Source organism: Micrococcus sp. SL257 (genome assembly GCF_026625585.1).
GTDB classification, from domain to species: Bacteria; Actinomycetota; Actinomycetes; order Actinomycetales; family Micrococcaceae; genus Micrococcus; species Micrococcus luteus.
In genome coordinates, this window is the sequence record NZ_CP113053.1 from 646675 (window position 1) to 660171 (window position 13497).

14 protein-coding genes are annotated in these 13497 nt (G+C 72.1%); 2 read left to right on the forward strand and 12 right to left on the reverse strand.

Annotated elements, in window-relative coordinates; genetic code table 11:
• Positions 1-42: 42 nt before the first annotated feature.
• Positions 43-2163, reverse strand: a complete 2121-nt coding sequence (paaZ, locus tag OVA32_RS03065; protein ID WP_210079067.1) for a phenylacetic acid degradation bifunctional protein PaaZ — start codon at positions 2161-2163, stop codon at positions 43-45.
• Positions 2164-2449: 286 nt separating this feature from the next.
• Between paaZ and OVA32_RS03070 the strand changes: the two genes are divergently transcribed.
• Positions 2450-3442 (forward strand): DUF559 domain-containing protein, encoded by a 993-nt coding sequence (locus OVA32_RS03070; protein ID WP_267715170.1) that lies wholly within the window; start codon positions 2450-2452, stop codon positions 3440-3442.
• 185 nt (positions 3443-3627) lie between these two features.
• A complete protein-coding gene (gene panD / locus OVA32_RS03075) occupies positions 3628-4065 on the forward strand; it encodes an aspartate 1-decarboxylase (protein WP_036318106.1) in 438 nt (145 codons plus the stop codon).
• 21 nt (positions 4066-4086) lie between these two features.
• Here the strand turns inward: panD and OVA32_RS03080 are convergent, their stop codons facing one another.
• From OVA32_RS03080 to paaB, 11 genes are all read right to left on the reverse strand, one after another.
• Positions 4087-4581 (reverse strand): SRPBCC family protein, encoded by a 495-nt coding sequence (locus OVA32_RS03080; RefSeq protein ID WP_257746890.1) that lies wholly within the window; start codon positions 4579-4581, stop codon positions 4087-4089.
• Positions 4581-4964, reverse strand: coding sequence for an MmcQ/YjbR family DNA-binding protein (locus OVA32_RS03085; RefSeq protein WP_257746889.1), 384 nt, complete (start codon positions 4962-4964; stop codon positions 4581-4583). Before OVA32_RS03085 ends, OVA32_RS03080 begins: the two co-directional genes overlap by 1 nt.
• A 115-nt stretch (positions 4965-5079) precedes the next feature.
• Positions 5080-5967, reverse strand: a complete 888-nt coding sequence (locus tag OVA32_RS03090) for a 3-hydroxyacyl-CoA dehydrogenase family protein (protein ID WP_267715174.1) — start codon at positions 5965-5967, stop codon at positions 5080-5082.
• Positions 5968-5975: 8 nt separating this feature from the next.
• A complete protein-coding gene (locus OVA32_RS03095) occupies positions 5976-6761 on the reverse strand; it encodes an enoyl-CoA hydratase/isomerase family protein (protein WP_036318113.1) in 786 nt (261 codons plus the stop codon).
• A gap of 4 nt (positions 6762-6765) precedes the next feature.
• Complete coding sequence (locus OVA32_RS03100) at positions 6766-7983, reverse strand: thiolase family protein (protein ID WP_036318114.1); 1218 nt, start codon at positions 7981-7983, stop codon at positions 6766-6768.
• A 297-nt stretch (positions 7984-8280) separates the two neighbouring features.
• Positions 8281-9639: an MFS transporter gene (locus OVA32_RS03105; protein WP_145950838.1), complete on the reverse strand. Its 1359-nt coding sequence runs from the start codon at positions 9637-9639 to the stop codon at positions 8281-8283.
• A gap of 231 nt (positions 9640-9870) precedes the next feature.
• Positions 9871-10656, reverse strand: a complete 786-nt coding sequence (locus tag OVA32_RS03110; protein WP_119217754.1) for an enoyl-CoA hydratase/isomerase family protein — start codon at positions 10654-10656, stop codon at positions 9871-9873.
• Positions 10657-10687: 31 nt separating this feature from the next.
• Complete coding sequence (paaE, locus tag OVA32_RS03115; protein WP_267715179.1) at positions 10688-11857, reverse strand: 1,2-phenylacetyl-CoA epoxidase subunit PaaE; 1170 nt, start codon at positions 11855-11857, stop codon at positions 10688-10690.
• Positions 11857-12366 carry a 1,2-phenylacetyl-CoA epoxidase subunit PaaD gene (gene paaD / locus OVA32_RS03120; protein WP_069941109.1) on the reverse strand — a complete coding sequence of 170 codons (510 nt, stop codon included), beginning with the start codon at positions 12364-12366 and terminating at the stop codon, positions 11857-11859. Before paaD ends, paaE begins: the two co-directional genes overlap by 1 nt.
• Positions 12363-13196, reverse strand: a complete 834-nt coding sequence (gene paaC / locus OVA32_RS03125; protein WP_069941110.1) for a 1,2-phenylacetyl-CoA epoxidase subunit PaaC — start codon at positions 13194-13196, stop codon at positions 12363-12365. Before paaC ends, paaD begins: the two co-directional genes overlap by 4 nt.
• Positions 13193-13495, reverse strand: a complete 303-nt coding sequence (paaB, locus tag OVA32_RS03130; RefSeq protein WP_020624884.1) for a 1,2-phenylacetyl-CoA epoxidase subunit PaaB — start codon at positions 13493-13495, stop codon at positions 13193-13195. Before paaB ends, paaC begins: the two co-directional genes overlap by 4 nt.
• Between the last annotated feature and the right edge of the window lie 2 nt (positions 13496-13497).

The following is a 13497-nucleotide window of genomic DNA, read 5'->3' on the forward strand; positions in this document are numbered from 1 at the left end:
CGCGCAGCGGGCGCACGGGACGGCCCGTCGAAGCAGGGGGGCTCAGCCCTGGGAGGTCTCGGACGGGGCCATCGGCCAGGTCTTGGCCACGAGCGTCAGCACGTCGTACTGGGCGCAGAGCTCGTCCTTCTGGTTGTGGATCCGGCAGTCCCAGGCCACCTCGCCGTACTCGTCGCTCACGCGCGGGGTGATGCGCTTGGCCGTCAGGGTCACGCGGATGGCGTCGTCGTAGGTCACCGGCGTGATGAAGCGCAGGTTCTCCAGGCCGTAGTTGGCCAGCACCGGGCCCGGATCCGGGGCCACGAACAGCCCCGCGGCCCACGAGACCAGCAGGTAGCCGTGGGCCACCCGGCGCGGGAAGAACGGGTTGGCCATGGCGGCCTCCTCGTCCGTGTGGGCGTAGAACATGTCCCCGGTCTCCTCCGCGAAGGCGGTGATGTCCTCCAGGGTGACGGTGCGCAGGCCGGAGGCGAACTGGTCGCCCACCGTCAGCTCGGCCAGGGACTTGTAGAACGGGTGCACGGCCGTGCCGGCCTCCACGTCCTCGCGGGTCACCGTGTGGGCCGCGGCGCCCTGATGCCACACGCCGGTGATGGCCGTGAGCATGTCCGGGGAGCCCTGGATCGCCGTGCGCTGCATGTAGTGCTTCACGGCGCGGACCCCGCCGAGCTCCTCGCCGCCGCCGGCGCGGCCGGGGCCGCCGTGGATCAGCACCGGCACGGGGGCGCCGTGACCGGTGGTGGTCGTGGCGGTCTGGCGGTTCAGGACGTGCACGCGGCCGTGGTGGGCGCCGATCCCGGCGGCGAACGCGCGGGCGGTCTCACCGTCGTTCGTGGCGACCGTGGCCACGAGCGATCCCGAGCCCAGGGCGGCCAGGGCCACGGCGTCGGCCACGTCCGTGTAGCCGATCACCGAGGTGACCGGACCGAACGCCTCGATGCTGTGCACCTCGGGGGTGCGTGCGTCCTCGAAGGTGAGCACCGTGGGGGCGAAGAACGCGCCGGACTCGGCGTCGGCGTCGCCGGTCGAGCCCTCGGGGCCGCCGAGGCGGACCTGACCGCCGGCGTCGACCAGGCGCTGCACCGCGCCGCGGACCTCGCCCTGCTGCTCCTTCGAGGCCAGGGCGCCCATGGTGGTGCCCTCGACGCGCGGGTCGCCCAGGACGACCTTCGCGGCCAGGCGCTCGGTGAGGGCGGCGGTCACGGCCTCGACGCGGTCCTGCGGGACGATCACCCGGCGGATGGCGGTGCACTTCTGGCCGGCCTTGACCGTCATCTCCTGGAAGACGACCTTCACGAACGCCTCGAACTCGGGGGACTCCGGGTCCGCGTCCGGGCCGAGGATGGCGGCGTTGAGGGAGTCGGTCTCCGCGGTGAAGCGGACGCCGCCCTCCTGCACGTTCGGGTGCTTCTTCAGCGTGGCCGCGGTGGCGGCGGAGCCGGTGAACGCGACGTGGTCGCGGTAGTCCAGGTGGTCCAGCAGGTCGCGGGCGGAGCCGGAGATCAGCTGGATCGAGCCCTCGGGCAGCACGCCGGACTCGAGCATCAGCTCGACACACTTCTGCGTGACGTAGCCGGTGGGGGTGGCCGGCTTGACCACGGTGGGCACGCCGGCGACGAAGGCCGGGGCGAACTTCTCCAGCATGCCCCACACGGGGAAGTTGAACGCGTTGATCTGCACGGCCACGCCCGGGATGCGCTGGTAGATGTGCTCGCCGATGAAGGAGCCATCGCGGGAGAGGGGTTCCACGTCGCCGTCGATGATCACGTTGGAGTTCGGCAGCTCGCGGCGGCCCTTGCCGGAGAACGTGAAGAGGGTGCCGATGCCGCCGTCGACGTCGAAGGCGTGGTCCTTCTGGGTAGCGCCGGTGGCGAAGGAGACGTCGTAGAGCTCCTGGACGCGGGAGTTCAGGTAGAGGGCGAGCTCCTTGAGCTTGAGAGCGCGCTCGTGGATGGTCAGCGCGCCCAGGGCCTGCTGGCCGACGGTGCGGGCATGCTCGATGGCGGCGGCCGTGTCGAGGCCGTCGGTGGAGACGCCGGTGAGGCGCGCGCCGGTGTTCGCGTCCGTCACGTCGGTGACCTTGGACGGGTGCGACGGCGTCCACCAGCTGCCGGAGACGTAGCTGGGGAGGATCTCCGGGAGGGAGGGGGCGGTGACGGTCACGGGGTCTCCTGGTGTCGGGGGCGCGGATGAGTCCCGACCGATCGGTCGGTTATTGCCCCTCACCCTAGCCGAGACGTGCATCACGCGGGAGGAGGAGCCGGGCCGGTGACGCCGTCGTCGTGGGGAGGGGTGGGGTGGGGTCTGGCGGCGACCCGTGGCGCCAAAGCCCGCAGACACGCCGCTATGGCCAGGACGTGGCGGCGCGTCTGCGGGCCTCGGCGGGGCGTCGTCCACAGATCCCGGCGGACGACGACGGCGGCCCGCCCGGATCGGGCACGCTCGGCGCATGCCCCGCTCGCCCGCGCCCCTGCCCCCGATGCGCTGCGGACTGGACGGCCGCCTCCGCGCTCCGACCGTGTTCTCGACCCCGGCCGCGCGCGAGGCGGGGGTGAGCGCGGCCCGGCTGCGGCGCGGGGACGTGGTCTCCCTCGGCTGGGGGCTCTGGGGCCGGCGCGGCGTCGAACCGGACCCCATGGACCATCTGCGGGCGCTGCAGGATCTGCACCCCGAGGGCGTGTTCAGCCACGTCACGGCCGCCCGGGTGCTCGGCCTGTGGCTGACCGGGCCGCTCGCCGCCGACCGGTCCGTGCACATCGCGACCCCGCGCGGCCACGGCACGGCGTCGAACCGGGCCGGGATCCGCTCACACCGCCTCCGCGCCGACGCACCGATGCGGATCGTGGACGGGGTGCGCGTGACCGCGCCGGGGTGGATCTTCGTGGACCTCGCCGCGCAGGCCGGGCCGCTCGACCATCTCGTCGCGCTCGGGGACAGCATGGTGCGGACCGCCCCGACGGAGGCCCGCCGCCGTCGGCTGCCTCCCGGGGTGACGGACGTGGCCGAGCTGCGCGCCGCCGTCGAGGAACGCGGACGGGTGCGCGGGATCCGCGCGGCCCGGGAGGCGCTGGAGCTCGTCCGCCCCGGGGCCGACTCGCCGCAGGAGAGCCGACTGCGGGCGCGGCTCGTCCTGGACGGCGTCCCCGAGCCCGCAGTGAACCCGTGCATCCGGCTCGCCACGGGACAGCGGCTCCGCGTGGATCTGGTGTGGGCGGAGGCCAAGGTGGCGGTCGAGTACGACGGCGATCAGCACCGCACGGATCGCCGGCAGTGGCGTGAGGACCGCGAGCGGGACGCGGCCCTGCGCGCGGAGGGGTGGGAGGTGATCCGGGTGACCGCCGACGTGTTCCGGCCAGGGCACTGGGAGCTGTTCGTGCGGCAGCTGCGGGGCCTGGTGGCTGCGCGGACCCCGCCGGGCCGAGTGCCGCCGTCGTGGATCTGACCCGCCCAGGCCTGCAGACACGCCGCTACCGCCAGGGCGAAGCGGCGTGTCTGCGGGCTTCGGCGAGAGGGGCGGGAGCCTCGGGCCGGCGCCGACCCCCTGCCCCTCGTCTCCGGACCGGCGTAGAATCGACCACCGGTCCCCTCGGACCCGCCCCACCCCCTTCATCCGGAGAGTTCTGCCGCATGCTGCGCACCATGTTCCACGCCAAGATCCACCGGGCCACCGTGACCCAGGCGGACCTGCACTACGTGGGCTCCGTGACCGTGGACCAGGACCTGCTGGACGCCGCGGACATCCTCCCGGGCGAGCTCGTGTCCATCGTGGACGTCACCAACGGCGCGCGACTGGAGACCTACACCATCGCGGGCGAGCGGGGCTCCGGCGTGCTCGGCATCAACGGCGCCGCCGCCCACCTGGTGCATCCGGGGGACATCGTCATCCTCATCGCCTACGGGCAGATGGACGACGACGAGGCTCGCAACTTCCAGCCCAAGGTCGTCCACGTGGACGCGGACAACAGGATCGTCGAGCTCGGCGTCGACCCCGCCGACGGTCTCCTCGACGGCCTCTCCCGCCCGCCGCTGTCCCGCGAGTGGAACGAGGCCCAGGCCGAGCTCTGAGCCGGCCGGCGCGCCGGGCCGTCATGGACGAGCCCTTCGAGCGGGATCAGCGGTCGGCACGGCCTTGGCCCCGAGCGCCCGACGCGCGGAGCGCATCGCGGCCGCGTGGCTGAGGCCCATCGCGGCGCGGGCGCCCGGCACGCGGGCCACGGCGCGCATCCACGGCGAGGTCAGCACCACCTCCTGCTCCCACACCACGACGCAGTGCGGCGCGTGTCCGGCCGGGGCGCCGTCGTCGTGGACGGTGACCCGCACGGTGCCCGTCAGGTCCCCGCTCAGGTGCGCGACCAGAAGGCCGCGGGCGCGGTCGTCGATGAGACGCTCCATCGTCAGACGCACCGGCACGAACCCGCGCAGCCGGACCGTGGCGCGGTCGGGGCCCAGGCGATGGGCGCGCGGGACGGCCGGCCACCAGCGTGGGTAGCCGGCCGGGTCGGCGAGCAGGGCCAGCACGGACCGGGCGTCCGCGGGGACGGCCCAGCGGTGGGTGAAGCGGAAGGGGCGGTCGACCGACATCAGACCCGGCCGAAGATCTCGGCGTCCACGGGGCGCCGGGTGCGGGGGAGCTTCGCGACGATCAGCAGGTACGACTCCGTGACGAGGTCCCGGACGAGCTGCTCGTCGAGGTCCGGGTGCGCGGCCAGGCTGAGCCAGTGCCGCTTGTCCATGTGATAGCCGGGCGTGATCGCCGCGGGCAGGGCCGCGCGCAGCTGGGCGCCGTCCTCCGGGCGGGCCTTGACGTTCACGAGGCGGCGCCCGTCGTGGTCGATGAACACCGCGAACAGCTTCCCCTGCACCTTCATGACCTCGGTGTCCGGGCCGAAGGGGTGCGACGCGGCGCTGCCCGGCAGCTCGAGGGCGCGGTCGCGGGCGACGCGCAGCAGCGTGGGCTCGTCCATGCCCGTCACGTTAGCCGCGCCGGCCCCGCACTTTCGAACGTGATATCGGGGGAATGGGCGCTTTCGAACGGGAGATAGGCCCTATCTCACGTTCGAAAGCGCCCGCCCCGGGGGCTCAGCGGTAGTCGAAGAAGCCCTTGCCGGACTTCCGGCCGAGCTCGCCGCGGGCCACCATGTCCCGCATGAGCTGCGGCGGGGCGAAGCGCTCACCCAGCTGGGACTCGAGGTACTCCGCGATGCCCAGGCGCACGTCCAGGCCCACGATGTCGGTCAGGGCCAGCGGGCCGACCGGGAACTTGTAGCCGAGCACCATGGCGGCGTCGATGTCCTCGGGGGAGGCCACACCCTCCTCGACCATGCGGATGGCCTCGAGCGCGATCGCCACGCCCAGGCGCGACGAGGCGAAGCCCGGGGCGTCCTTGACGACGACGGGGGTCTTGCCGAGCCCGCGGACCCACTCGGTGGACAGGGCCTGGAGCTCCGCACCGGTCTGCTCGCCGATCACGACCTCCACGAGCTTCGAGGCGGGCACCGGGTTGAAGTAGTGCAGGCCGCAGAAGCGCTCGGGACGCTGCAGATGCGTGGCGATCTCGTCGATGGACAGGGAGGAGGTGTTGCTGGCCAGCCAGGCGTCCTCGCGCAGGTGGGCCTCGACGTCGGTGAGCGCCTCGATCTTCACCTGCATGTCCTCGAACACGGCCTCGACCACGAGGTCGCAGCGGGCGAAGTCGGCCCGGTCCACGGAGACGGTCAGGCGCTGCGCCCACACGTCCAGGTCGCCGTCGATCTTGCCGCGCTCGAGGGAGGCGGCCAGATCGGCCTCGATGCGCTCCCTGGCGGCCTCGGCCGACTGCGGGTCGCGCTCGACGACGACCACCTCGGACGAGCCGGAGACGAGGAACGCGTGGGCGATGCCGCCACCCATCCGGCCACCGCCGAGGAGGCCGACGACGGCGGGCACGGAGGACGGAGCGGTGTCAAGGGTGCGCTGCTGATCGGTCATGTCAGTCCTCACTTCTTCTTGCGGTCCAGGAACGCCTGCATGCGCTCGAACTTGGCCTCGGACTCGAACAGGATGGCCTGCGCGATCTCGTCCACGTGGGGGTGGACCTCGCGGGGGAGGTGGAAGACGCGCTTGGACAGCCGCACCGCCAGCGGGTCCTGCTGCGCGATGCGGTCAGCGAGGGCGTCGGCGGCGTCGAGGAGGGCGTCCGGCTCGTGCAGCTCAGTGACGAGCTTGAGCTCGAGGGCCTCCTGCGCGTCCAGGATCCGTCCGGCGAGCAGCAGCTCGAGGGCCACCGGCTCACCCACCAGCTCCTTGAGCCGCCACTGGGCGCCCGCAGCGGCCGTGATCCCCAGACTCGTCTCGGGCTGGCCCATCTTCAGCGCCGGGGTGGCGATGCGGAAGTCGGCCGCGTAGGCCAGTTCCGCGCCGCCGCCGAGGGCGAAGCCGTCGATCGCCGCGATCACGGGCATGGGCAGCCGGTGGATGCGGTCGAAGACCTGCGAGTTCACACCGCGCAGGGCGTCGTCGCGGCGGCGCTCGCGCAGCTGTCCGATGTCCGCGCCGGAGGCGAAGATGCCGGAGAACGTCCCCGGCTCGCGCTTCGACTCCACCTGCGTGCCCGAGATGATCAGGATCTTCGGCTCGCGTTCGAGGTGGGCGCAGAGTTCGTGGAACTCGTCGACCATGGTCTGGTCGATCGCGTTGCGCACGCCCGGGCGGTCCATGCGCGCGTGGACGCGGTCCTCACGCTCCTCGACGCGCAGTGCCGTGAAGTGGCTGAAGCCGGTCATCTGCTCAGACCCTCTCGACGAGCATCGCGGAGCCCTGACCCACGCCCACGCACATCGTGGCCAGGCCCCTGTCCGCGCCCTCACGCTCCATCCGACCGAGCAGCGTGACCACGAGACGCGACCCCGAGGAGCCCAGCGGATGGCCCAGGGCGATCGCGCCGCCGTCGGCGTTGACGGTCTCCGGGTCCAGGCCGAGGCGCCGCATCGAGGCCAGGGACTGGGTGGCGAAGGCCTCGTTGAGCTCGACGGCGCCCAGATCCGCCACGGACCAGCCGGAGCGCTCGAGGGCCTTCTCGGTGGCCGGGACGGGGCCCAGACCCATGATCTCGGGGGCCAGGCCCGCCGAGGTGGACTCCACGACGCGGGCTCGCGGGGTCAGGCCGTACTTCTGCGCGGCCCGCTCGGAGACGACGAGGATCGCCGAGGCGCCGTCGTTGAGGGAGGAGGAGTTGCCGGCGGTGACCACGCCGTCCTTCTTGATGATCGGGCGCAGGCCGGCGAGCACCTCGGGGGTGGAGCCGGGGCGGGGGCCCTCGTCCGTGTCCACGATCGTCTCGGCGCCCTTGCGGCCCGTGACGACGACGGGCACGATCTCGTCCGTGAAGCGGCCGGCCTCGATGGCGGCCAGCGCACGCTCGTGCGAGCGGGCGGCGAAGGCGTCGGCGTCCTCGCGGGTGATGCCGTCCACCTCGCCGACCTCCTCGGCGGTCTCTGGCATGGAGAAGGTGAACTTCTCCCCGAACTCGCCGTCCGCGAAGCGCGGGTTCACGAAGCGCCAGCCGATCGCGGTGTCGAAGGCCGCGCCGGGCTTGGCGAACGCCGTCGTCGGCTTCTCCATCACCCAGGGGGCGCGGGACATCGACTCCACGCCTCCGGCCACGACGACGTCGGCCATCCCGGAGCGCACCATCGCGGTGGCGATGCCGATCGCGGACATGCCGGACGCGCAGAGGCGGTTCACGGTGATGCCTGGGACGGTGTCCGGGAAGCCGGCCAGCAGCCAGGCCATGCGGGCGACGTTGCGGTTCTCCTCGCCGGCGCCGTTGGCGTTGCCGAGGATGACCTCGTCCACGACCGACGGGTCGATGCCGGCGTCCTCGATCACGGCCTTGATGGTCAGGGCGGCGAGGTCGTCGGGGCGGACGGAGGAGAGGGCGCCGCCGTACTTGCCGACGGGCGTGCGGCGACCGCCGACGAGCAGGGCCTGGGACTGTGCGGACATGGAGACTCCTTGAGTGACCGACGACGGGGCGGGCGCGGCGAATTACCGACCGTGCGTTCAGGTTCAGTATCCCGGGCCGGTGTGACGGGGGTCAACTGCGGGGGTGGGTGTGACGGGCCAGGGGCGCGCCCGCGCGGAGGCCCGCAGACGCGCCGTTACGTCCCCGAGGTAGCGGCGTGTCTGCGGGCCTCCGCGCCGGTCAGGCCCGCGCACCCCACGACGACGGCGCGCCCTTCCGGAGGAGGACCCGCCGTCGTCGTGGGGTGGGGACGGGCGGAGCCCGTCAGGCGGGCCGGATCAGGCCGGCACCACCGGGTTCGAACGCGTGGCCACGACCTGCTCGTCGTGCAGCTCGCGGTCCTGGATGCCCTTGGGGACGAACAGGACGGCGATGAGCGAGATCGCGGAGATCACGATGATGTACCAGGCCACGTTCTCCCAGCCGGTCTTCACGAGCTGGTCGGCGAGCAGCGGGGCGAAGGCGCCGCCGATGATGGTGCCGAGCGCGTAGCCGATGGAGACGCCGGAGAAGCGGACGCGGGCCGGGAACATCTCGGCGTACATCGCCGACTGCGGGCCGTAGGACGGACCCAGGCCCAGGGTCAGGACGAACAGGCCCAGCGAGAACAGCGGCAGAGACGCGGTGTTGAGCAGCCCGAACAGCGGGAAGGCCCAGATGATCAGGAACCCGTAGCCGAGGACGAAGGTCAGCTTGCGGCCGATCTTGTCCGAGACCCAGCCGCCGAGCAGGGTGAAGATGAACCAGCCGACGCCGCCGACGAGGCTCGCGATGAGCACCTCGGAGGAGGTCATGCCCAGGCCCTTCGGACCGCCGTACTTCGAGAACCACGCGATGAGCAGGTAGCCGACGCCATTGTTCGCGGCGAAGATCACGGCGGCGAGGATGACCTCCTTGGTGTGGTGCCGGAAGAGCTCGCCCAGCGGGGCGGACTCGTCCACCTTGAGCTGCTGCATCTCCTTGAAGACCGGGGACTCCTCGACGGCCTTGCGGATCAGGTAGCCGACGACGATCAGGACCACGGAGATCAGGAACGGGATGCGCCAGCCCCAGGTGAGGAACTGCTCCTCGGACATGGTGGAGCGCACGATGAACAGCACACCGGTGGCCAGGATCATGCCCAGCGGCACGCCGATCTGCGGGGCGGAGCCGAACAGGCCGCGCTTGCCGTGGGGGGCGTGCTCCACGGACAGCAGCGCCGCGCCGCCCCACTCGCCGCCGGCGGACAGGCCCTGCAGCAGGCGCAGCACGACGAGCAGGATCGGGGCCCACACACCGATCTGGGCGTAGGTGGGCAGCAGGCCGATGAGGGTGGTGGCCAGGCCCATGCCGATCAGCGTGAGGGACAGGACGAACTTGCGGCCGAAGCGGTCGCCGAGGTGGCCGGCGACGATCGCGCCGAGCGGGCGGATGAGGAAGGAGATGCCGAGGGTGGCCCACGCGGCGATCTGGGAGCCGCTCTCGCCCATCGGCTGGAAGAAGAGGGCGGCGAAGACGAGTGCGGTGGCCTGGGCGAAGATGAAGAAGTCGTACCACTCGATGGTGGTGCCGACGACGGTGCCGGCGATGACCTTGCGCTCCTCGCGGCGATCGCGCGTGGGGGCGGTCGCCGCGGGGGATGCGACGGTGTGGCTCATGGGTGCTCCTGGGATGCGGTGCGGCGGCCGACCGTGAGACGGCGGCGGGACGGTGTGGCACCCGACCGATCGGTCGGGAAGTGACACCCGTCACCGTATACGATCCCATGTGACTTACGCCACGATCCAGGCTGATGACGGGAATGTGACGCGGCCGGGCCGGGACGACGACGGCGCCGCGCCCCTCGCGCGAAGGGTGCGGCGCCGTCGTCGGTGGCGGGGTGCGGCGGCTCAGCCGCGGCCGGTGAACTCCGGCTTCCGCTTCTCCTGGAAGGCATGGAAGCCCTCGGCGTAGTCGGCGGTGCCGCAGAGCTCGCCCTGGGCGATGTTCTCCGCGTCGAGGGACTCCCACAGGCCCACGCGCCGGTCGCGGACCTGGGCCACGAGCTCCTTCGACGCGCGGAACGCGAGGGTCGCGCCGGAGGCCACCTGGGCGACCTTCGCACGGGTGAACTCGAGCAGCTCGTCCGCGGGCAGGGCCCGGGAGAACAGCCCGGCCTGGACGGCCTCGACGCCCGAGAGGAGCTCGGCCGTGTAGATCAGGTCCAGGGTGCGGTGCGCGCCCAGGCGCTCGGTGAACAGCCAGTGGCCGCCGGAGTCCAGGGTGGCCCCGAGGTTCGCGAACGGCGAGCCGATCTTCGCGTCCTCGGCCACGTACACCACGTCCGTGGCGATCGCGAGGCCCAGGCCCACGCCCAGGCAGGCGCCCTGCACCGCGGCGAAGGTGGGGACCGGGATCTCGGACATGGCCCGCAGCACCGGGGTGACCCTGTCCCGCAGGTAGGCGGTGGCGTCGTCCTCGGCCGGGACCACGGCGGAGATGTCGCGGCCCGCGCAGAAGCCGCGGCCCTCGCCGCGCAGCAGCACGGCCCGGACCTCACCGGACTCGACGCCGGCGGCGGCCCGCTCGTAGGCGGCCTGGAGTTCGGCCAGCGCGGCCTCGTCCAGGGCGTTCATCCTCTGGGGGGCGTCCAGCACGATCTCGGCGACGCCGTTCTCGACGGTGATCTCGATCATCGGGGGCTCCTTCGGTCTCGTGGGCGGGCGCTCAGGCGTCGAAGTCCAGCGTGATCGAGTCGGAGGTCGGGCGGGTCTGGCACGTGAGCACGTAGCCCTTCTCCACCTCGTCCTTCTCGAGCGCGTAGCTCTCGTCCATCTCGTACGCGCCGTCGACGACCTTGGCGCGGCAGGTGCCGCACACGCCGCCGGCGCAGGCGAAGGGCACGTCCGAGCGGACGCGCAGCGCGGCGTTGAGGACCGTCTCGTGGGCGGACTTGGGGGACTCGACCTTGGCGGTGAGGCCGTCGAGGTTGAACTCGATGGTCACGTTGTCGCCCTTCGGGTCCACCTCCACCACGCGGCCGGAGTGGCCCTGCGGGTTCTCCGGGCGGCCGGTGGTGAACAGCTCGAAGCGCACGTCGTCCTCGGACACGCCGCGGGCGGCGAGCGTCTCACGCGTGAGCTGCACGAGCTCGAACGGGCCGCAGAGGAACCACTCGTCGGTGCCCTCCACGTCGATCACGCGGTCCAGGAGGGTGGTGAGCTTGTCCTCGTCGATGCGGCCGGAGAGCAGCGGGGACACGCGCTGCTCGCGGGAGAGCACGTGGTGCACCGTGAACCGGGCCGGGTACTTGTCCTTGAGGTCGCCGATCTCCTCGGCGAACATCACGTCCATGGCGGAGCGGTTCGCGTAGACCAGGTCGAAGCGCGAGGACTCGGAGGCCGCGAGCACGGCCTTGGCGATCGCCATGATCGGGGTGATGCCCGAGCCGGCCGCGAACGCCACCAGGTGCGTGTCCTTCTTCTCCGCGACCTTCTCCGCCGCCACCTTCTGGGCGTCGTTGAGGGAGGTGACGTGCGTGCGGGACGTGAACGCGCCCTGCGGGTTCATCACGTCGATCCTCTCGCCGACCTCGAGGCTCTCGTTGGCCCACGTGGAGAACGTGCCGCCGATGTCCTTCTTCACGGCCACGCGGATCTCGCCGCGCTTCGGGACGGCGCAGATCGAGTAGGAGCGGCGCACCTCGGCGCCGTCGAGCTCCTTGCGCAGGGCCACGTACTGGCCGGGCACGTAGTCGTAGTCGTCGGCGAGCTCCTCGGGCACCGCGAAGGTGACCTCCACGGAGTCCTCGGTCAGGCGGCGCAGCTCGGACACCTCGAGGGTGTTGAACGTGGCGCGGCGCTTGCCGGTGGTGGGGGCGTCGGGGGTCTCGGTCATCAGTGCACCTTGAAGTAGTCGAAGGGCTCGAGGCACTCCCGGCAGGTGTAGAGGGCCTTGCAGGAGGTGGAGCCGAAGCGGGTGATCTCGCGGGTGTTCAGGGAGTGGCAGCGCGGGCACTTCACGGCCATGCCGATCATGACCGGGCCGTCCGTGGTGCGCGCGACGGGCGGGGCGATGCCGTACTCGTTGAGCTTGGCCTTGCCCTCGTCCGTCATCCAGTCCGTGGTCCATGCCGGCTGGAGCACCAGGCGCACCTCGGCGTCGGGGAACCCGGCGCGCTCGAGCGCGCGGGTGACGTCCGTGGTGATGGTGTCCATGGCGGGGCAGCCGGAATAGGTGGGCGTGATGACGACGACGGCCTTCTCACCCTCGACCCGTGCCTCCCGGAGGATCCCCAGGTCCGCGATGGACAGCACGGGGATCTCCGGGTCGTGCACGGTGGAGGCCGCATCCCAGACCCGCGCGTCGGCGGGATCGGCGGGGCGCAGCTCGCTGGCGGTGGTCACCAGGTCGCTCCCGGGTGACGGCGCGCCAGGGACTGCATCTCCGCGAGGATGTACCCGCGGTACTCGCTCATGGCGCCGGAGCGGTCGCCGCCGCGGGCGGTGCCCGTCGTCGGCACGGTCAGGCCGGCCTCCTCGATGGCCGCGCGGATGCGGGCCATCGTGGGCTCCTCCAGCGAGGACGGCAGCACGGCGACGCCCTGCTCGGCGAGGGCGCGGACGACGTCGTCGTCGTGGAAGAGCTCGGCCACGTAGGGCCACAGCTCGCCCAGGCCGCGCTGCATGCGGCGCTTCGACTCCTCGGTGCCCAGGCCCAGGCGCTGCAGCCACAGGGCGGCGTGGTCCTGGTGGTACAGGACCTCCTTGAGGGCCTTGTCCGCGATGGCGGCGAGCGTGGGGTCCGTGGACTCGCGCAGGCGGGTGTACAGCTCGTACGAGTAGAACGAGTAGTACAGCTGGCGGGCGATCGTCTTGGCGAAGTCGCCGTTCTCGGCCTCCACGAGGCGGACGGAGCGGAACTCCTCCTCGTCGCGGAAGTACGCGAGCTCGTCCTCGGTCTTGCCCCACGCGGTGCCGGCGTAGGAGAGGAGGAAGCGGGCGTGGCCCACGAGGTCCAGGGCGATGTTGCCCAGGGCGATGTCCTCCTCGAGCTCCGGGGCGCGGGAGATCCACCAGGACAGGCGCTGGCCGAGCATCAGGGCGTCGTCGCCGAGGGCGAGGGCGTAGCGGGCGACGTCGTCGCTCGCCTTCTGCTCGCCCGCCGCGATCTCCTCGGCGGTGATGGCCACGCCCGCGGAGTGCTTCGTGGCGGAGTCGTTGGTCGCGAAGCTCACAGGTGCGGCACCCCCTCGGACTGCTGGTAGTAGGTGGCATGACGGTAGGACTTGCCCTGCGCGGACTCGAAGAAGCCGCCCTTGGAGTCCGGGTCGGAGGCCGCGATGGCCTCGGCCGGGACGACCCACACGGAGGTGCCCTCGTTGCGGCGGGTGTACAGGTCACGCGCGTTGCGCAGCGCCAGGGTGGCGTCCGGGGCGTGCAGTGAGCCGGCGTGCACGTGGGAGAGGCCGCGGTTGGCGCGGACGAAGACCTCCCACAGGGGCCAGGCGTGGGAGGCGGCGGTGGTCTCGCTCATGG